21 protein-coding genes are annotated in these 18,619 nt (G+C 63.3%); 15 read left to right on the top strand and 6 right to left on the bottom strand.

Annotation, left to right across the window (positions count from 1 at the left end):
* Window position 1: 1 nt before the first annotated feature.
* From ccmD to BGO64_RS15950, 7 genes are all read left to right on the top strand, one after another.
* Window positions 2–208 (top strand): heme exporter protein CcmD, encoded by a 207-nt coding sequence (ccmD, locus tag BGO64_RS15980; RefSeq protein WP_039039901.1) that lies wholly within the window; start codon window positions 2–4, stop codon window positions 206–208.
* Window positions 205–696, top strand: a complete 492-nt coding sequence (gene ccmE / locus BGO64_RS15975; protein ID WP_010673948.1) for a cytochrome c maturation protein CcmE — start codon at window positions 205–207, stop codon at window positions 694–696. Before ccmD ends, ccmE begins: the two co-directional genes overlap by 4 nt.
* Window positions 697–775: 79 nt before the next feature.
* Window positions 776–2,731 carry a heme lyase CcmF/NrfE family subunit gene (locus tag BGO64_RS15970; protein WP_286701009.1) on the top strand — a complete coding sequence of 652 codons (1,956 nt, stop codon included), beginning with the start codon at window positions 776–778 and terminating at the stop codon, window positions 2,729–2,731.
* Window positions 2,728–3,258: a DsbE family thiol:disulfide interchange protein gene (locus BGO64_RS15965; RefSeq protein ID WP_010673950.1), complete on the top strand. Its 531-nt coding sequence runs from the start codon at window positions 2,728–2,730 to the stop codon at window positions 3,256–3,258. Before BGO64_RS15970 ends, BGO64_RS15965 begins: the two co-directional genes overlap by 4 nt.
* Before the next feature lie 10 nt (window positions 3,259–3,268).
* Window positions 3,269–3,751: a cytochrome c-type biogenesis protein gene (locus tag BGO64_RS15960; RefSeq protein ID WP_010673951.1), complete on the top strand. Its 483-nt coding sequence runs from the start codon at window positions 3,269–3,271 to the stop codon at window positions 3,749–3,751.
* Window positions 3,748–5,010, top strand: coding sequence for a c-type cytochrome biogenesis protein CcmI (gene ccmI, locus BGO64_RS15955; RefSeq protein WP_104452537.1), 1,263 nt, complete (start codon window positions 3,748–3,750; stop codon window positions 5,008–5,010). Before BGO64_RS15960 ends, ccmI begins: the two co-directional genes overlap by 4 nt.
* Window positions 5,011–5,088: 78 nt before the next feature.
* Window positions 5,089–5,901 carry an MlaA family lipoprotein gene (locus tag BGO64_RS15950; RefSeq protein WP_029314176.1) on the top strand — a complete coding sequence of 271 codons (813 nt, stop codon included), beginning with the start codon at window positions 5,089–5,091 and terminating at the stop codon, window positions 5,899–5,901.
* 109 nt (window positions 5,902–6,010) lie between these two features.
* On the opposite strand, the gene sodB is transcribed toward BGO64_RS15950, so the two are convergent.
* The gene (gene sodB / locus BGO64_RS15945; protein WP_010673954.1) at window positions 6,011–6,595 is read right to left on the bottom strand and encodes a superoxide dismutase [Fe]; all 585 of its coding nucleotides are present in this window, start codon (window positions 6,593–6,595) and stop codon (window positions 6,011–6,013) included.
* Between the two features lie 287 nt (window positions 6,596–6,882).
* On the opposite strand from sodB, the gene BGO64_RS15940 reads away from it, so the two are divergent.
* Window positions 6,883–7,227: a Grx4 family monothiol glutaredoxin gene (locus tag BGO64_RS15940; RefSeq protein WP_010673955.1), complete on the top strand. Its 345-nt coding sequence runs from the start codon at window positions 6,883–6,885 to the stop codon at window positions 7,225–7,227.
* A gap of 67 nt (window positions 7,228–7,294) precedes the next feature.
* Here BGO64_RS15940 and BGO64_RS15935 read toward each other — a convergent pair whose 3' ends face one another.
* Complete coding sequence (locus BGO64_RS15935; protein ID WP_010673956.1) at window positions 7,295–8,506, bottom strand: RsmB/NOP family class I SAM-dependent RNA methyltransferase; 1,212 nt, start codon at window positions 8,504–8,506, stop codon at window positions 7,295–7,297.
* 211 nt (window positions 8,507–8,717) lie between these two features.
* On the opposite strand from BGO64_RS15935, the gene BGO64_RS15930 reads away from it, so the two are divergent.
* The 4 genes from BGO64_RS15930 (at window position 8,718) to BGO64_RS15915 (ending at window position 12,760) form a co-directional block, all read left to right on the top strand.
* On the top strand, window positions 8,718–10,685 hold the full coding sequence (locus BGO64_RS15930; RefSeq protein ID WP_286701008.1) for a reprolysin-like metallopeptidase: 1,968 nt from the start codon (window positions 8,718–8,720) through the stop codon (window positions 10,683–10,685).
* Window positions 10,682–11,005, top strand: coding sequence for a hypothetical protein (locus BGO64_RS15925; protein WP_010673958.1), 324 nt, complete (start codon window positions 10,682–10,684; stop codon window positions 11,003–11,005). The genes BGO64_RS15930 and BGO64_RS15925 overlap by 4 nt, the downstream gene beginning before the upstream one ends.
* Window positions 11,006–11,162: 157 nt before the next feature.
* The gene (gene pdxH, locus BGO64_RS15920) at window positions 11,163–11,801 is read left to right on the top strand and encodes a pyridoxamine 5'-phosphate oxidase (RefSeq protein WP_010673959.1); all 639 of its coding nucleotides are present in this window, start codon (window positions 11,163–11,165) and stop codon (window positions 11,799–11,801) included.
* Window positions 11,801–12,760 (top strand): LysR substrate-binding domain-containing protein, encoded by a 960-nt coding sequence (locus BGO64_RS15915; RefSeq protein WP_103243515.1) that lies wholly within the window; start codon window positions 11,801–11,803, stop codon window positions 12,758–12,760. Before pdxH ends, BGO64_RS15915 begins: the two co-directional genes overlap by 1 nt.
* Before the next feature lie 66 nt (window positions 12,761–12,826).
* Here the strand turns inward: BGO64_RS15915 and BGO64_RS15910 are convergent, their stop codons facing one another.
* From BGO64_RS15910 to BGO64_RS15900, 3 genes are read right to left on the bottom strand one after another with little or no spacing between them, the layout of a single operon-like run.
* Window positions 12,827–14,008 carry a M20 metallopeptidase family protein gene (locus BGO64_RS15910; protein WP_286701007.1) on the bottom strand — a complete coding sequence of 394 codons (1,182 nt, stop codon included), beginning with the start codon at window positions 14,006–14,008 and terminating at the stop codon, window positions 12,827–12,829.
* The gene (locus BGO64_RS15905; protein WP_042016367.1) at window positions 14,008–14,457 is read right to left on the bottom strand and encodes a hypothetical protein; all 450 of its coding nucleotides are present in this window, start codon (window positions 14,455–14,457) and stop codon (window positions 14,008–14,010) included. The genes BGO64_RS15910 and BGO64_RS15905 overlap by 1 nt, the downstream gene beginning before the upstream one ends.
* Complete coding sequence (locus BGO64_RS15900; protein ID WP_010673963.1) at window positions 14,454–15,272, bottom strand: DUF3100 domain-containing protein; 819 nt, start codon at window positions 15,270–15,272, stop codon at window positions 14,454–14,456. Before BGO64_RS15900 ends, BGO64_RS15905 begins: the two co-directional genes overlap by 4 nt.
* Before the next feature lie 261 nt (window positions 15,273–15,533).
* Here BGO64_RS15900 and BGO64_RS15895 point away from each other — a divergent pair, with 261 nt between their 5' ends.
* Both BGO64_RS15895 and BGO64_RS15890 read left to right on the top strand, forming a co-directional pair.
* On the top strand, window positions 15,534–16,724 hold the full coding sequence (locus BGO64_RS15895) for a GNAT family N-acetyltransferase (protein WP_286701006.1): 1,191 nt from the start codon (window positions 15,534–15,536) through the stop codon (window positions 16,722–16,724).
* Between the two features lie 152 nt (window positions 16,725–16,876).
* Complete coding sequence (locus BGO64_RS15890; protein WP_010673966.1) at window positions 16,877–17,383, top strand: GNAT family N-acetyltransferase; 507 nt, start codon at window positions 16,877–16,879, stop codon at window positions 17,381–17,383.
* Between the two features lie 72 nt (window positions 17,384–17,455).
* On the opposite strand, the gene BGO64_RS15885 is transcribed toward BGO64_RS15890, so the two are convergent.
* Window positions 17,456–17,956, bottom strand: coding sequence for an SRPBCC family protein (locus tag BGO64_RS15885; RefSeq protein ID WP_010673967.1), 501 nt, complete (start codon window positions 17,954–17,956; stop codon window positions 17,456–17,458).
* Between the two features lie 182 nt (window positions 17,957–18,138).
* Here BGO64_RS15885 and BGO64_RS15880 point away from each other — a divergent pair, with 182 nt between their 5' ends.
* The gene (locus BGO64_RS15880; RefSeq protein ID WP_041212649.1) at window positions 18,139–18,579 is read left to right on the top strand and encodes a GNAT family N-acetyltransferase; all 441 of its coding nucleotides are present in this window, start codon (window positions 18,139–18,141) and stop codon (window positions 18,577–18,579) included.
* Window positions 18,580–18,619: the final 40 nt, after the last annotated feature.

The following is an 18,619-nucleotide window of genomic DNA, read 5'->3' as shown; positions in this document are numbered from 1 at the left end:
CATGCACTTTGCCTCGTTCAGTGATTTCATGGCCATGGGAGGCTATGCCTTCTACGTCTGGCTCTCCTTCGGTCTGACCCTGCTCTGCCTGGTCGGCATCGTCATTTCCACCCGGTTGAAGACCCGCAGCCTGCTCGGCGAACTGCGCAACAAGCAGGCTCGGGAGGCTCGCCGCAAGGCGGCCCAGCAGATGGAGAACACCCTATGAACCCGCGCCGCAAGAAACGCCTCACCATCATCCTGGCCATCAGCCTGGGCCTTGCCAGCGTGACTGGCCTGGTGCTCTATGCCCTGAGCCAGAACATCGACCTCTTCTACACCCCGAGCGAGCTGGTGGAAGGGAAGGGGCCGGAGAAGATCAAGCCCGAGGAGGGGCAGCGCCTGCGCATCGGTGGCCTGGTGGTGCCGGGGTCTGTGGTGCGGGATCCCCAGAGCCTCAAGGTAGCCTTCAAGCTGGTGGACAACGGCGGCCATCTGGTGACGGTGGAGTTTGACGGCATTCTGCCGGACCTGTTCCGCGAGGGGCAGGGCATTGTCGCTCAAGGCACCCTCAAGGATGCCACCACGGTCGCCGCCTTCGAGGTGCTGGCCAAGCACGACGAGAACTACATGCCGCCGGAAGTGGCCGACGCCACCAACGGCATGCACTTCAAGCCCGAATACACAGAGGCACAGTTGCAGGGAGCCAAGCAATGATGCCGGTATGTGCCAAGAATTCACTTCTTTATGCCGCCAAATCGGCAGGTTTCTCCGTGCAATCGAGAGGGAATAGTCAATGATCCCGGAATTAGGGCAGTTCTCACTGATCCTGGCCTTCGCCACCGCCCTGCTGCTGGGCAGTTACCCGCTGATCGGGGCCCATCTCGGCCGTCTTGGCATGATGTCGGCGGCCCGCCCGCTCGCCTACAGCCAGTTTCTGCTGCTGCTGCTGTCGTTTCTCTGCCTCACCTGGGCCTTTATCGACAACGACTTCACCGTGCAGTACGTGGCCACCAACTCCAACAGCCTGCTGCCCCTGCAATACCGCATCTCGGCGGTGTGGGGAGCCCATGAAGGCTCGCTGCTGCTCTGGGTGCTGACCCTGGGGGGCTGGACGGCGGCGGTGGCCCTCTTCAGCCGTCGCCTGCCGCTCGATGCAGTGGCGCGGGTACTCGGAGTGCTCGGCCTTATCTCGGTGGGCTTCACCGCCTTTGTGCTGTTCACCTCGGATCCTTTCACCCGCACCCTGCCGTATTTCCCGGTGGACGGGCGGGATCTCAATCCGCTGCTGCAGGATCCCGGTCTCATCTTCCACCCCCCCATGCTCTACATGGGCTACGTGGGCTTCTCGGTGGCCTTCGCCTTCGCCATCGCCTCCCTGATGACGGGGCGTCTGGACGCCACCTGGGCGCGCTGGTCCCGTCCCTGGACCATGGCCGCCTGGGTGTTCCTGACCCTGGGCATCGTGCTCGGCTCCTGGTGGGCCTATTACGAGCTCGGCTGGGGCGGCTGGTGGTTCTGGGATCCGGTGGAAAACGCCTCCTTCATGCCCTGGCTGGCGGGCACGGCCCTGCTCCACTCCCTCGCGGTGAGCGAGAAGCGCGCCACCTTCAAGGCCTGGACTGTGCTGCTGGCGCTCTCGGCCTTCTCCCTGAGCCTGCTGGGTACCTTCCTGGTGCGCTCCGGCGTGCTGGTGTCGGTCCATGCGTTTGCCTCCGACCCGACCCGGGGCCTCTTCATCCTGGGCTTCCTGCTGGCGGTGATAGGCAGCTCCCTTCTGCTGTTCGCCTTCAAGGGCTCCCAGGTCAAGAGCCACGGCAAACACGAGCTGTGGAGCCGCGAGACCCTGCTGCTTGGCAACAACATCCTGCTGGTGGCGGGCCTGCTCACCGTGCTGCTCGGCACCCTGCTGCCCCTGGTGCACAAGGAGCTGGGGCTTGGCAGCATCTCCATCGGCACCCCCTTCTTCAACCACATCTACAGCTGGCTCATCATCCCCTTCGCCCTGCTGCTGGGGGTGGGCCCCCTGTTCCGCTGGCGCCGCCAGGATCTCGGTGAGCTCAAGGGCAAGGTGATGCTCGCCCTGGTGCTGAGCCTGGCCGCGGCTCTGCTGTTGCCCAAACTCTTTGCCGAGGCGTTCAAACCCTGGGCTGCGCTCGGTATCGGGCTTGGCGTCTGGATCATCGTCACCAGCGTGCTGGAGACCTGGGCGCGGGCCACCCACAAACACGGTTTTTCCACCGGCGTGCGCAAGCTTGGCAACAGCCACTGGGCCATGATCCTGGGGCACGTGGGGCTCGCGGTCAGCATCATCGGCATCGCCTGCACCCAGAACTACAGCATCGAGAAGGACCTGCGGATGCAGGCCGGCGATCGCGTCCAGTTCGCCGATTACGAGTTCGTCTTCACCGGCATCAAGGAGAAGAACGGCCCCAACTACGACGGTTTCAAGGGCGTGCTGGAAGTGCACCGGGATGGCAAGCAGGTAGCCCTGCTCAAGCCCGAGAAGCGGATGTACACCGTGAGCCGCATGCCGATGACCGAGGCGGCCATCGACGCGGGTGTTACCCGGGATCTCTATGCGGCGCTCGGTGAGCAGCTCGACAACGGCGCCTGGGCGGTGCGGATCTACTACAAGCCCTTCGTGCGCTGGATCTGGTTCGGCGGCGTCTTCATGGCCCTCGGTGGCGTGCTGGCCATGCTGGACAAGCGCTACCGCTTCGGACGTCGTGACGAGGAGGCCAAGGCATGAGCAAGAAGACCTGGCTCTATCTGCTGCCCTTCATCATCTTCCTGATGGGGGCCGTGTTTCTGTTCAAGGGGCTCTACTCCGATCCCACCAAGCTCGAATCCGTGATGGTGGACAAGGAGGTGCCCGTGTTCACCCTGCAGGACATCTATGACCTGGGCAAGCAGCACGACAGGAGCATCCTCAAGGGGCGCCCCATGCTGCTCAACGTCTGGGCCACCTGGTGCCCGACCTGTTACGGAGAACACACCTACCTCAAGGAGCTGGCGGGGCAGGGGATCTACATCGTCGGCATGAACTACAAGGACGAGCGTGACAAGGCCATCAAGTGGCTGGCGGAGCTTGGCAACCCCTACCAGATCAACCTCTACGATCCGGACGGCATGCTGGGGCTGGATCTCGGTGTCTATGGCGCGCCCGAGACCTTCTTCATCGACAGCCAGGGCATCATCCGCTATCGCCACGTGGGGGACATCAACCCAGACGTCTGGGCCAGTACCCTCAAACCCATCTTCGATGCCATGAAGTGAGGCCTCCCCGATGAAAACACTGATTGCATCCCTGTTGCTGCTGGCCGGTCTCGTCTGTGCCGGACAGGCCCGCGCCGCCATCGATGTCTACACCTTCGAGAGCGACGCTCAGGAGCAGACCTTTCGCGAGCTGACTAAGGAGCTGCGCTGCCCCAAGTGCCAGAACCAGGACATCGCGGATTCCAACGCCGGGCTTGCCAAGGATCTGCGGGACAAGACCTACCAGATGGTGCGCGAGGGCAAGGAGAAGCAGGAAGTGGTGGACTACATGGTGGCCCGCTACGGCAACTTCATTCTCTATGATCCCCCCCTGATGGCCTCGACCCTGATCCTCTGGCTTGGCCCCTTGCTGGTCATCGTGATTGGCGTCGTCACCGTGGTGGTGCGAAGCCGCCGCCATGCCCCCGCTCCCTTGCAACAGCCTGAAGGCACCCTGAGTGCAGAAGAGCAGGCCAGGCTGTCCGCCCTGCTCAAAGAGGAAGATAAACCATGACCCCATTCTGGATACTGGGTGCGGCCCTGCTGGTGCTGGCGAGCCTGGCGCTGATCGTGCCGCTGTGGCGCGGCGAGGGCAGGCAGAGCATCAGTCGCTCGGCCCTCAACAAGCAGCTCTATCGCCAGCGCCTGCTGGAGATAGGGGAGGAGCGGGAGCAGGGGATACTGGCGGAGGAGCCGGAATCCCTGGTGGAGCTGCAGCGCAGCCTCCTGGACGACATTCCCGACGTGGAGCAGACCGCCCGTGGCGGCAAGAGCCTGATCTGGATCCCCGGTGTGCTGGTGCTGGCGGTGGTGAGCATCGGCCTCTACGCCAAGCTCGGCGCCTGGCAGGAGGTGAGCCGCTGGCAGGATGCCAGCAGCCGGTTGGGGGAGCTCAGCAACCGCATCCTGGTGGAGCGCGACGCCCGGGTGACCGAGCAGGATCTGCTGGACTTCACCCTGGCCCTGCGAACCCGGCTGAAACAAGAACCGAACGACTACCGTGGCTGGCTGCTGCTGGGGCGCCTGACCCTGGATGGCAATGATCCCGAGATGGCCCGCGAGGCGCTGGAGCGTGCCTACGCCCTCGCGCCCCAGAAGGCCATGGTAGCGGTGCCCTATGCCCAGGCCCTGATGATGACGGGGGAGGAAGCCCGTGCGGATCAACTGTTGCAGGCGGTCATTACCGAGGACCCGGCCAACATCGAGGCTCGCTCCGTCCACGCCTTCATGGCCCTGCAAAAAGAGGATTTCCAGACCGCCCTCGACCGCTGGCAGGGGATGTTGCCGCTGCTGGAGCCGGGCTCGGCCCGCTACACCATGGTGGAGCGCTCCATGGAGTACGCCAGGCAGCAGCTTGGCCAGCGTGGCATCGCCGTGACTACCCCGTCTGCCGAAGGCCAGGCACAAGCCGGGGTGCTGGCGGTGAAAGAGGGGGAGTTCCCCCTGCACATCACCCTGGCGCCGGGCATCAAGATGCCGGAAGATGCCCATCTGTTCGTCTTTGCGGTGATCCCCAACGGTCCGCCCATGCCCATCGCGGTCAAGCGCATTGCTGGCCCGCATCTCCCGCTCACCCTCTCCCTGGGAGACGGGGATGCCATGATGGAGGGGAGCAAGCTGGCGGCCCATGCCGAGCTGCAGTTCAAGGCGCGCCTCTCCCGAGGTGGCAACGTCATGAACAAGGAAGGCGCCTTTGAAGGGGTTTCGGTCACCGTGCCGACCAGCACCATCCCCACAGCGCCGATTGACATCCGCATCGATCACGCCCTCTAATACGCTTTTGGCCCACCCCTTGGGGTGGGCCCCCTGTATAATTCATATCAATACCCAAAAAAATCTTAGGACTTTCATATGTATCTGCGTTCAGGAGCATTGGCGGTGGCATTGCTGCTCGCGGGCTGTGCGGGCGGCCCTCCCAAGCCGGGCCCGGAGAGCCTGGATCTCGGCGAGACCCCGAGCCGCCCCGGGGCATCCAGCACGGCCAGCGATCCTCGCGACCCCTTCCAGGGGCCCAACCGTGCCATGTGGGCCGTCAACTATGACGTGCTGGAGCCCTATGTGGCGCGCCCCGTGGTACACGGCTATGCCCGCTATGTTCCGCAAGGGGTGAGGGACAGCATCGAGAATTTCGTGGACAACTTCGACGAGCCGAGCAGCATGGTAAACCACCTGCTGGTGGGTGATCTGAAAGGGGCCGGTACCAACCTGGGTCGCTTCACCCTCAACACCACTGTGGGCCTGCTCGGTCTGTTCGATGTGGCCAAGCATGCGGGCCTGGCTCGCAACACGCTGGAGATGGACACCGTGCTCGGCAAGGCCGACATCGGGGATGGCGCCTATCTGATGGTGCCGGTCTACGGTCCCACCACCACCCGGCAACTGGTAGGGGATACCATTGATACCATCTACTTCCCCTATGCCCTGCTGACCTTCCCGCTGAAGGTGGTGCACTGGGCGCTGGATGGCCTCGGTACCCGCTCCAAGCTGATCGATCAGGAGCGCATCATCGACAACGCGCTGGATCCTTACGCCCTGACCAAGGACTTCTACTTGCAGTACAACGATGGCAAGGTGACGGGCCGCAAACCCGAGCTCCAGGAGCAGAAGCCAGAGGCGGCTGATGATGGCAACCTCGACGATTACATGGACGAGATAGACCAGTAAGCACGGTCATCTTCCACAAGGCGCCTGCGGGCGCCTTTGTTGTCGATGGCAGGTGTTCGACCATAAAAAACGCCCCGCAAGTGCGGGGCGTTTTGGCAAGAAAGGCTTATCAGGCAGCCAGGTTCTTGGCCACGAATTCCCAGTTGACCAGGGCCCAGAAGGTTTCCATGTACTTCGGACGCAGGTTGCGGAAATCGATGTAGTAGGCGTGTTCCCACAGGTCGACGGTCAGCAGCGGGGTGGTACCGGCTTCGGTCAGCGGGCAACCGGCGTTGGAGGTGTTGACGATGGCCAGGGAGCCGTCAGCCTTTTTCACCAGCCAGGTCCAGCTGGAGCCGAAGTTGCCGATGGCAGACTTGGTGAACGCATCCTTGAACTCGGCGAAGGAGCCGAAGGCCTTGGTGATGGCATCGGCCAGGGCGCCAGTGGGTTCGCCACCGCCGTTCGGGGAGAGGCAGTGCCAGTAGAAGGTGTGGTTCCAGATCTGGGCAGCGTTGTTGAAGACGCCACCAGTGGAGGTCTTGATGATCTCTTCCAGAGACTTGCCTTCAAACTCGGTACCCGGCACCAGGTTGTTCAGGTTGACCACGTAGGTGTTGTGGTGCTTGCCATGGTGGTATTCCAGGGTTTCCTGGGAGATGTGCGGTTCCAGAGCATTGATTGCATAGGGCAGAGCGGGAAGTTCGAAAGCCATTTTCTACTCTCCATTGGCTGGTCCGTGCGAAGGCGACGGTTGCAAGACATTGCGTACTCTTTTCTATCTTGAAAAGAATTGTTCTTGAAATGAGGGGGCCAGACGGCCCAAAGCCCGTCGATTGTAGCAGTATCAAAGATGGGCGAACAACCCTTGATTCTTGCCATGATCCGGATCAAGCTGCGGCGTATTGATGCATGACTTCTTTCATTCGCAACGGTTTGCCAGTTTGTGGTCTGCCCGGATTGCAGTAGAATGGCCGCCGAAATCGCTCCAGTGAGGCATTTATGGAAACTATTGAAAAGATCAAACAGCAGTTGGCTGAGAATCCCATCATCCTCTACATGAAGGGATCCCCCAAGCTGCCCAGCTGCGGTTTCTCTGCTCAGGCCTCCCAGGCCCTGATGTCCTGCGGCGAGCCTTTCGCCTATGTCGACATCCTGCAGAACCCGGACATCCGCGCCGAGCTGCCGAAATTCGCCAACTGGCCCACCTTCCCGCAACTGTGGGTCGAGGGCGAGCTGGTCGGTGGTTGCGACATCATGATCGAGATGTTCCAGGCCGGCGAGCTGCAGACCCTGATCAAGGAAACTGCCGCCAAGCACAAGCAGGATGACGCTGCCGCCGAATAAGGCCGCATTCATACCATGCAAAAAGGGGAGCCATTGGCTCCCCTTTTCTTTGTGCCCACGACAGACATCAGGCGATGCGCTCGAGGCGCGCCATGTAGAAGCCGTCGAAGCCGGTCTCGGCCGGGCTGACGTTGTGATCGCCGATCAGGCGGAAGTGCTCGTTGGCGGCGAGGAACTTGTCCACCTGCTGGCGGTTCTCCTCGGGCAGGATGGAGCAGGTGGCGTAGACCAGCAGGCCGCCCACCTTCACCATCTGGCTGTAGCGCTGCAGGATCTCCTCTTGCAGGGCGACCAGCACCGGCAGGCGCTCGGCGGTGTCGCGCCACTTGGCATCCGGGTTGCGCTTGAGCACGCCAAGGCCGGAGCAGGGGACGTCCAGCAGCACGCGATCGGCGCTTTCTTTAAGGCGCTTGACGGTCTTGCTGCTGGTGATGACCCGGGTCTCCACGTTGTGGGCACCGGCGCGGCGGGCGCGCTGCTTGAGGTTCTCCAGTTTCCACTCTTCCACGTCCATGGCCAGCAGACGGCCCTTGCCCTGCATCATGGCGGCCAGGTGCAGGGTCTTGCCGCCGGCACCGGCACAGGCGTCGATGACCCGCATGCCGGGCTTGACGTCGAGGGCCGCGGCCACCAGCTGGGAGCCGGCATCCTGCTGCTCGAAGCAGCCGTCGGCAAAGGCCTGGGTACGGAACAGGGCGGCGTCCGAGGTCACTTGCAGGGCGGTCTCCACTCCGTCGACGGGCACTGTGGTGACATGCTCTTTGGCCAGCATGGCTTGCAGCTCGTCCCGGGTGCACTTGAGGGTGTTGACCCGCAGGTAACGCTTGGGCATCCAGGCCAGGGCGGCACGCTCGGCCGGCCAGGCGTCGCCCAGTTGCTCGCTGCCGAGTTTTTCCAGCCAGGCAGGGCAGCCGTCCATCAGCACCGGGTTCTTCTTGGCTTCGGTCAGGCGGCGGCGGAACGCCTCCTCGTTGAAGCGATCCAAGGTCGGGTGGTTGGGCTGATCTATCTTGTGGAAGGCGTGCCAGCTGTGCAGCAGCGGCCAGACATTCTTCTCCGCCTGACGGACCTGGATGCCGGTGAGGAAGCAGTAGAGGCTGAGGCGGCGCAGCAGATCGCCGGTGACCAGGGCAATCCTTGCCTGTTCTTGCGGTTTGAGTTCGATGCCGGAGAAGTGACGTGCATAGGCGCGGTCGAGGGTAAGACCCTGACCCAGCACATCGTCAACGATGGCAACGACCAGATCCCCGAAACGGGGCAACAGTGGGGACTTGAGCATGAGATTAACCTTGGCCAAAGAAAGAGTGAACCGGCCCCGTCGAAGAGGGGTTCTGGAACGGACAAATCCGCGCCATGATAGGGGCTAGTCTGCATTGGTGCAACCTTCCCCATTCGGGGAATGTACAGAGGATGTTGCTGGACTAATCGGACCAGCGGGCAAATGATGCCGTGGCAGTTCAGGTGAATCCGTTTAAAAAGGAATTAAAAAGATGCAGTTGATGAAATATTCTCCGCTGGCGGTGCTGGTGGCGAGTCTGATGACGTCCGGCAACCTGATGGCCGGCGAGTGGCATACGGTCACGGCGCGGGCCACCGCCGCCGATGGGTACGAGGTGAGGGCCAGCCAGTATCGCATCGTCACCGTCTCCACCGATTACCTGGCTGCCCTGAAGGGGGGCGAGCGCCGCCTGACCTTGCCTCTGCCGGATGGCAAGGAGGTGACCTTCAGCCTGCAACCCTATGATCTGCTGCCGGCGGATCTGGCCGCCAAATATCCCGATATCCTGGCCTTCAAGGGGCACAACGAAGCGGCGCCGGGCGAGACCGGGCGCTTCGATCTCGGTCCCCAGGGATTCCACGCCATGTTCAGCCATGAAGGGAAGATGGTGTTCGTCGATCCCCTTCGCAACGGGGAAGGCTATGCCGTCTATTACCAGCAGGATGCCCACAGCCGGCTGGAAGAAGAGGCGGACAAGGTGATCGGGGGCGAGGCCAAAAAGCTGGCCCGCCAGGTGCTGGTGGATGGCAACGAGCGCAAGCGTTATGTCATCGCCATCTCGGCGGCGGGGGAGTATACCCAGTATCACGGCGGTACCGTGGAGGCGGGTCTTGGCGCCATCACCACCCTGCTCAACCGGGTCAACGAGGTCTACCAGCGTGACGTGGCGGCCGAATTCCAGCTGGCCAGCGGCAACGACACCATCATCTTCACCGACGTGGCGAACGATCCCTTCAACAATGATGACGGCGATATCGATGCCAACATGCAGGTGCAGGCCGATGCCCTGACCAAGGGGCTGGGGGCCTTCGACATCGGCCATGTGGTCAACACCGGTGGCGGCGGCCTGGCGGGGCTGGGCGTACTCTGCACCCCTGACAAATCGGCGGGGATGACGGGCTCCCCCGAGCCGGTGGGGGATGCCTTCTTCATCGACTACGTGGCCCACGAGATCGGTCACCAGTTCGGGGCAGACCACACCTTCAACGGCACCACAGGCAGTTGTGGCGGCGGCAACCGGGAGGCAAGCCAAGCCTGGGAGCCGGGCAGCGGCAGCTCCATCATGGCCTATGCGGGGATCTGCGGAGACGAAGATCTGCAGCCCCACAGCGAGCCCTATTTCCACAGCAAGTCCATCGAGCAGATGCGGGCCCACATGGCCACGGTGCCAAATTGCGGCACCCCGTTGGCGCTGGTCAACAATGCGCCCCAGGTGGCGGCAGGCAATGACTACGTCATCCCCGCCAACACCCCCTTCGTGCTCAAGGGGGCGGGGGCCGATCTTGACAGCGATCCGCTGAATTACACCTGGGAGCAGATCGATCTGGGGACGGAGTCGAGCAGCCCGGCCACCATGGTGGACGACGGCAGCCGCCCGCTGTTCCGTTTCGTGGCGCCGACCAGCGTGCCGGAGCGCACCCTGCCGAGTCTCACCTCCCTGCTCACCAACACCCTGGCGATAGGGGAGGCCTGGCCTGCCACCAACCGGGACCTGAACTTCCGCCTCACGGCGCGGGACGGCAAGGGCGGTGTCGCCAGCGATGACATGAAGATCCAGGTGGTCAACACCGGCAAGGTCTTTGCCCTGACCAGCCCGGTGGTGACCCCCCTGGGGGCGGGCAAGACGCAGACCATCAGTTGGGAAGTGGCCGGCACCAATGCCGCCCCCATCAACTGCAGCAAGGTGGATCTCTTCATGACCCGGGACGAGGGGGCAAACTGGACTTCCCTTGCCAGCGGCAAACCCAACTCGGGCTCGGCGAGCGTCACCATCCCGGCGGGCCAGGATGGCACTGCCCGCTTGAAGGTGGCGTGCAGCGACAACATCTTCTTCGCCATCAGTCCCCTCAAGCTCTCGGTCACCCAGCGCGGTGAAGAGGGGGGAAGCGGTGGCGGCGGTGCCCTCGGCTTCTGGACCCTGGCCCTGGCGTTGCTGGGCTGGCAGCGGAGGCGGGCATGAGACTGGCCGGGGTGCTGCTGCTCACCCTGCTCGGTGGTTGTCAGGCCGATGCAGACACCCTGGAACAGGCGGTCAGCGCCAGCCTTGCCAGGCAGGATTACCGGCTGATCGTGCGGGCCGGGCGCGGCGAGGTGGCGCCCGGGATCGCGGCGGATCAGCAGGCGGCGGCCAAGGCGCGCTGCGGCGTGCGCTATCTCGATGGATTCGGGGATGTCATCAAGCCGGATCAGAAGGAGGCCCATGCCAGGCTGAGCGCCTATGCGGCGGACTACAACCGGCGCATGCTGGCCCATTGCCCGCCGGTTGACGGCAAGCAGTAGGCTGACGGTCATCGGCATAAAGAGGGAGGCATGAGCCTCCCTCTTTTTTTGCTCCGCCATTTGGCCGCCCCGAGGCTTGTACCCATGGCGCGCTCGTCGCACAATGCCTGCACCCATCGCCGCACGGGCGGCAGAGAAAGAGAGAAGGAAAATCAAGATGATGGATGTGGCTGATCTGCGTCGCGAATACACCAGGGGTGGACTGCACCGGGCCGATCTGCCGGCCGAGCCCCTCGCCCTGTTCGAGAAGTGGCTGGCCCAGGCGTGCGAGGCCAAACTGACCGATCCCACCGCCATGGTGGTGGGCACCGTGGATGCCGATGGCCAGCCCTGGCAGCGCACCGTGCTGCTCAAGCACTACGATGCCGAAGGCATGGTGTTCTACACCAACATGGGCAGCCGCAAGGCGCATCAGCTGGAGGGCAACCCCCGTATCAGCCTGCTCTTCCCCTGGCATACCCTGGACAGACAGGTACACGTGACCGGCCGGGTGGAGAAGATGAGCACCTTCGAGGTGATGAAGTATTTCCACAGCCGTCCCAAGGACAGCCAGATCGCCGCCTGGGTCTCCAAACAGTCGACCCGCATCTCGGCCCGTGGCGTGCTGGAGGCCAAGTTCCTCGAACTCAAACAGAAGTTTGCCAATGGCGAGGTGCCGCTGCCGAGCTTCTGGGGTGGTTTCCGGGTGCGCATCGACACCGTCGAGTTCTGGCAGGGCGGGGAGCACCGTCTGCACGATCGCTTCTATTACACCCGCGAGGGGGACGGCTGGCACATCGAGCGCCTGGCACCCTGATGAACATCGCCCGGCTCAAGAACTTCACCGAGATAGTGAAGAACAACTTCAACATCTCGGCGACGGCGGAGAAGCTCTATACCTCCCAGCCGACCCTCAGCAAGCAGATGAAGATGCTGGAAGAGGAGCTGGGGCTGGCGCTGTTTACCCGCAAGGGCAAGAACCTGTCGGGCCTGACCCCCATGGGGGAGCAGGTGATGGAGCTGGCCAGGGGAGTGGTGGCCCAGGTGGAGCAAATTGGCCAGCTTTCCCTCGGGGATCAGCTGGCCACCAGCGGGGTGCTGCGCATCGCCACCACCCACACCATGGCCCGCTACAAGCTGCCGGCGGTCATCACCGAATTCTCCCGCCGCTACCCCGAGGTGAGCATCCAGCTGCATCAGGGAGCCCCTGCCCAACTGGCGCAGATGGCGCAAAACGGGGATGTGGAGATGGCCATCGCCACCGAGTCCATGCACCTGTTCGACGAGCTGGCGACCGTGCCCTGCTATCGCTGGGGGCGCAGCGTGGTGGTGCCCCACGGCCATCCGCTGCTGGACTGCCAGCCGCTGGCCATGGCGGATCTGGCCCGGTATCCCCTCATCACCTATGTGTTCGGTTTCACCGGCCGCTCCAAGATGGACAAGGCGTTCGGACGCCATGGCCTCAGCCCCCGCATCGTGCTGACGGCCACCGACAGCGACATCATCAAGCACTATGTGCGCCTGGGGATGGGTGTCGGGGTGATCGCCACCTCGGCGTTCGACGAAGGGGACAGGGAGAGCCTGGTCTGCCTCAACATCGATCATCTGATCGCCTCGAGCGTGGCCCATGTGTGCCTGCGCAGGCACGCCCACCTGCGGGACTACATGTACGACTTCATCCACCTCTATGCCCCCCATGTGAGCCGGGAGACGGTGCAGCTGGCGCTGCTCAACCAGGGAACGCCCGCTCCGTCTGCGACTCTGCCCTGGCTCTGACGCCGAGACATAAAAAAGAGAGGCCGTTGGCCTCTCTTTGCATTGCTATCCCCTTGTACTGACCCCTCAGGCGGCTCGGGTCGCCAGATTGACGAAGATCTGGGCACCGATCAGCAGGCAGTCGTCGTCCAGGTAATAGGGGTTCGCGTGCAGGTAGTTGCAGATCCCCTTGGCCTGATTGCCGCTGCCGAGGAAGAACATGGCCCCCATGCGGCTTGGCGTGGCGTTGATCATGTAGCTGAAGTCCTCGCTGCCGGTCATGGGCTGGCCCTTTGCGTTGATCCCGTCGCTGGACAACACATCCGAGGCGGCTTGTTGCAGGCGCTCGCAGGCCTGGGGGTGGTTCTCCACCGCCGGGTAGCCGGCATGGACCATGGTGGTCTTGAAGCCGCGCAGCTCGCTCTGGGCGATGATGTCCCTGAAGCTGTTTTTCAGGATCTGGTCGGTTTCGGCATCCATGGCGCGGATGGTGCCACGGGCCTGCACATGATCGGCGATGGCGTTGGGAATGGTGCCGCCGTTGATCATGCCGCAACCAAAGACCGCCGGGCTGAACGGGCTGGTGCGCTTGGCGACGATGTAGTCCATGTCCTCGATGATCCGCACCGCCTCCCGGATGGCATCCAGCCCCTTGTGGGGGGTGGAGCCGTGGGCGGAGATGCCGTGCACATCGAGCGTCCAGGCCGACCCCCAGGAGGACATGACCCCCTGGTTGAACTTGATGGTGCCCGTCTCCATGGCGCCGTCGTTGTGCAGGGCATAGACCTCGTCCACCCCCTTCATGCAGCCAAGCTCCACCATCTTTTCGGCACCGGGGACGCGCATGTCCTCTTCCGCCATCTGGAAGATGAAGCGGACGTTGTACCGCAGGCGATCGCGGTTGGCGGCCAGAAACCTGGCGGCGGTCAGAGCGATCGCCATGTGGGAGTCGTGGCCGCAGTTGTGGGCCATCCCCTCATGGGTGGATTTGAACGCCACCTCGCTCATGTCGTGCATCTCCAGGCCATCCATGTCGGCACGAAAGGCAATGGTGGGCAGGGCGGGGTCGACCGCCAGATCCCCGTGAAAACCGGTGAAGCCGGGATACAGGGTGATCCTGTAGCCGAACTCTTCCATCAACCCACGGCAGTAGGCAGAGGTCTTGAACTCGGCCCCGGAGTATTCCGGGATGCGGTGCAGGTGGTGGCGCACTTCGTAGCTGAAGTCGCGCAGGGCCAACAGGTCAGGTTCGATATGGTAGTGGTTCATCAGATGATCCCTTGAATGGAGAAACCGAGCTGGGCAACCAGGGAGGCGCCAAAGAAGCAGCAGGTGGAGACGATCATGAAGATGAGGATCACCTTCCACGACATCTTCTTGAGTTCTTCGAGCTGACCGCCCACCGAGAGGCCGGCGAAGGCCAGGAGCGGCACGCAGCAGGAGAGGAAGGAGATCTTGGCCACGGCATCGATGAAGAGGCCGCGTACAGGGGTCTCGGGCAGGCAGATGAGAATGCCGATGATGGTGGCATAGGCAAAGGCCGGCAGGGAGGAGGGCAGGTAGCGCTTGGTCACCAGAGAGGCGAACACCACCAGGGACATGGCGACGAAGCTGTCCCCCATCTGCCACAGCGGCAGGCCCGAGGTCAGGGTCTGGGTGAACATGGCCAGCAGGATCGCCAGGAAGACGAAGCGCATATCCATCACGATGCTTTTCATGCTTTCTCTCCTTTGGCGGTCAGGGCATAGATTTTTTCAGCGAGCGGCAGACCCAGATAGGTGAGGGAGAGCGCTCCCAGGGCCGACGAGAGCAGGTTCGAGGCGGCGGCGATGCTGAGCACCTGCTGGGCCATCGCCTCGTCCAGGCCGTTGATGAGGGCACCGGAGGCGGCGCTCAGCATGGAGCCGGATCCCACGCCGGACCCGGCGGCCAGGGCCAGGGGATGCAGCCCCGTGAGGGGGGCGATGCTGCCGAGCACGCTGAACCAGAGGGTGCCGATGACGGAGCCGCACAGGTAGATGGCGAGCACGCCGATGTACTCCTGGGAGCCGGTGCCGAACTTGCCCTGGATCACCGCGACCGAGGGTTCACGGCTGATGGAGGAGCATGCCCCGATGGCGCGGCGGCCAAAGCCGAACTTCACCGCCAGCGGAATGGCGATGAGGATGGGCAGGAGGTTGCCTATTTCCTGCAGGAAGAGCGGCACGCCGACGCTCAGGATCATCTTGAGGTTGGGGATGATCATGCCCGCATACTGGGTCCCGAGGATCAGCAGGCTGAAACCCACCATCTTGCCGCAGAAGCCCTCTTCTCGCTCGGTGAAGAGCCTCTTCCAGCCGGGAATGCGATCCTTGACGGGCTTGGCGGAGACGATCATGCCGATGATGACGGCAAAGAGCATGGGCAGGATGGGGATGATGGCGATGCCGAGTCTGATCTCCTGCTTCCCGATGAGGGATTGGGCCACGAAGATCAGCAGGGCGGTCGCCAGGGTACTGACTACTACCGTTTTGAGTGGGCTGGTTGGCTGCATAGTGTGTTCTCTTGTTATCCGTTGTCCTTCATGGGCGTCTTTGGTCGCGCCATGATGGGGGCATGATAGGAAGCGAGGAGGGGAAGGAATGTGACCGCCATCAAGTCAGCCATATGGCATTTTTTCATGGGGTATGCCGTTTAACCATGATAAACATATGGTTTAACAACTCATTGGTAGCTGCTTATGCTGCCTCAGACAGGAGTGTGGTGCCGCCCGGGCACCCGGTGCCTGATCCGGGGGGCGGATGTGGGGGAAGGAATGGATCTGTATATCGAGGGTGCGCTCTGGCGCCCCTCCTGGCAAGCGGCGTTGCAGGCCTGGCAGCACCAGGGAAACCGCTGGTGGCTGCTGCTTGGCAAAGGGGAGGCGAGGGAGATGGCACCCTGGTCGGTCAGCCCGCCAGATGGCATTCTCCGTGCCCGCGACCTGCTTGCCGCCTGGCTGGGGGAGGCAGCCTCCTCGCTGATGGCGACACAGCCGGACCGGCAGATCCTGATCGCTGCCTCCGGCTCCCTGCTGACCCTGGCCAGAGAGAGCGGCCTGCTCACCCTGGGGCCCGCGGGGGCGGATCATCGCCTCGGTGCCGATGACGACCTCGGGGTTGCCCTGCAACGCCTGCTTGCCCGCCGCCTGATGACCCCGGTGCTGCGCGAGCCTGGCGGGCAGGACGCGCTGGTGCTGCGCCCCCTGCTGCCCGGCGATGAGAGCGCCATCCTGCGTTATTGTTCGGATGCGGCGCTCGCCCGCTATACCCTCAACATCCCCCACCCCTATTCGCCGGAGGCGGCGCGGGACTTGCTTGCCCTGAGCGGGCGCAAGGCTGCTCTCGGGCTGGGATGCACCTGGGCCCTGACTCTGCCCCAGGGGCGTGAAGACGAGCCCGCTCCCCTGGTCGGCTCTCTCTCCCTGCACTGGCACGGGGAGCTGGCATGGTGGGTCGGCGTGCCCTGGCAGAACAGGGGGCTGGCCACCCGGGCCGCGAGCCTAGTCAGGGCGTTTGCCTTCGAGCAGTGGCACCTGCCTGCCCTCACCGCCCGCCACATGCCGGGCAACCTCGCCTCAGGCCGGGTGATGGAAAAGACTGGCATGCACCATGACGGGCGTCGGCCAGATCCGGCCGATGGCGCCCTCGAGCTCGATCACTGGCGGCTGGATCGCCCGGCGCGCCTGACGGATGCACGCAAAGAGGCGCTGGCCCCCTGGCTGGATGACGAGGAGGTGGTCGTGGCCATACTGCACGGTGAGGGGGTGGCACTTTTCATGGCGGGGGAGGCGACAGGGGGCGAGCAGACACTCAGCGGGCTGACGGTGCGGCGCTATCCCCAGGCCATGCTGGCGCCAGAGGCGCCCGGGGTGCAGGCTCATGGTGGTGGCGCCCTGCTCAAGGAGTGCGGGGATCTGGGCCTCGCCTATCTGCGGCGATTGCGACAGCCTGACGACGGACGCTGATGGCTTGCCCAGGGGCGGTCATCGCGAAGCCTGGTGCGGGGTCTGTCAGGCGTTTTCCTGAGTCCGTCCTCCCATTTTCAGACAAAGGCAGTGAAGAGGCGCCCCACTTCTGTGGAATAATGGCCGCCCTGCTGTACGAGGAGTAACGCTGTATGTTGAGAACCGAGCGTCCCGGTGACATGCTGCCAGTCTATGAGCTGGTGAGTGCCGCCTTTGGTCGTCCCGACGAGGCCGAACTGGTCAACCGCCTGCGAGAATGTGGGGCTGCCGTGGTCACCATGGTCGAGGAGGAAGAGTACGAGTTCATGGGGCACCTGATGCTGAGCCCGATCACCATTGAGGGACAGGAAGGGCCCTGGCTGGGACTGGCACCCGTGGCCGTGCATCCCGACTGGCAGGGGCAGGGCATTGGCTCGGATCTGGTGCGGGAAGGGCTGGACACGGCACTGGAGATGGACTGGAAGGCAGTGGTGGTGCTCGGGGATCCCGCCTACTACGCCCGTTTCGGGTTTCGGCCTGCCAGCGACTTCGGCCTGCACTGCATCTACGAGGTGCCGACGGAGTGTTTCATGGCGATGGAGTTGCAACCCGGCGGGCTCGACGGGGTAAGGGGCGAGGTGCTCTATCACCCCCTGTTCGATGAAGAGCCGGTGGAGTGACCGCCTGCCTATCCATGAAAAAGGACCCTGAGCGGGTCCTTTTTCGTGCCATGCCCATCGCTTGAACGGACGTCACTGGGCCAGGGATTTCAGCTGCTGCTTGCCCGGCGGGTTGTTCCAGTCGATGGGGCCGTGGGTGAAACGGTACTGAAGCCTTGGCAGACTCAGTTCCAGCCACTCCTCCCGGAAGTAGGCATAGCCCTGGTCCCAGTCCGGATCCTGCGCCCAGCCGGTTTGCAGGAAGTGGAGCCGGGTGCCCTGGCCCTCCGGCACGAAGCGCAGGCTGACCTGGGTCTTCTGCTGACGAATGTGGGGAAACTGGGGAGGGAAATTCCAGCTGAAGCTGAGCAGATCATGGGGCATGACCGCCATCACCCGGCACCCTTCGCTGCCACGCTCGCCGAGGGGAGCATCGGGTCTGAAATAGATCTCGAACGGTCCGTTGGGTTCCGGGACCATGAGGCACTCCGGCGCCAGAAAACTGCGCAGCCCGCTCTCCGTGGTCCAGGCCCGCCAGACATCGTCAATGTGGGCGGGTACCAGAATACTGCCTTCAATTTGCTTGTTATCCATAAATCAGTGAACCTCAAACCAGTCATGGACGGGACCTCGGCAGTATAGCCCCTGAGGCGATAAAATAGGCAGCCCTGTGTCACACGGTTACGTATTCAAGAGGGTCCACATTGCCGATTTGACAGCACGGCGGGATCCATCGAGAGTGGGAAGCGACAAGCACGCAACGCAAGGATGGTGTCATGATCAGAATGATGACGGAAGCTGACGAGCCCATGCTGGCGCAGCTCTTCCTCAAGGGAAGGCGCCAGGCCTTCCATTGGGTTGATCCCGCCCTGTTCCGGCTCGAGGATTTTGCCGAGCAGACCCGGGGCGAGGAGATCTGGGTGGCGGAGAAAGGGGGCAGCCCGTGCGGATTCGTCTCCATCTGGGGGGCCGAGAGCTTCGTGCATCATCTCTACGTGGTGGCGGACTGGCATGGGCAGGGCATGGGGCGGGCCTTGCTTGCCGCCGGCTTGGCCGGATACCCTTCCCCGGCCTCCCTCAAGGTGGCCATGCGCAACACCACGGCGATGGCTTTCTATCATCGCCTGGGCTGGGAGAACACCGAAGAGACGGGTCATTGCGACATCACGGGGCCCTGGCGCAGGCTGGTGCTGACGCCCGATGACGCAGGGGAATAAGCCGCTGGCAGACTGCGGCAACCGCACCGCATATTCATCT

This window comes from Aeromonas sp. 62-46 (genome assembly GCF_001898585.1).
GTDB classification, from domain to species: domain Bacteria; phylum Pseudomonadota; class Gammaproteobacteria; order Enterobacterales; family Aeromonadaceae; genus Aeromonas; species Aeromonas caviae.
Note: the sequence above shows the minus strand (reverse complement) of the source record. Positions and strands in the feature narration are given on the sequence as shown.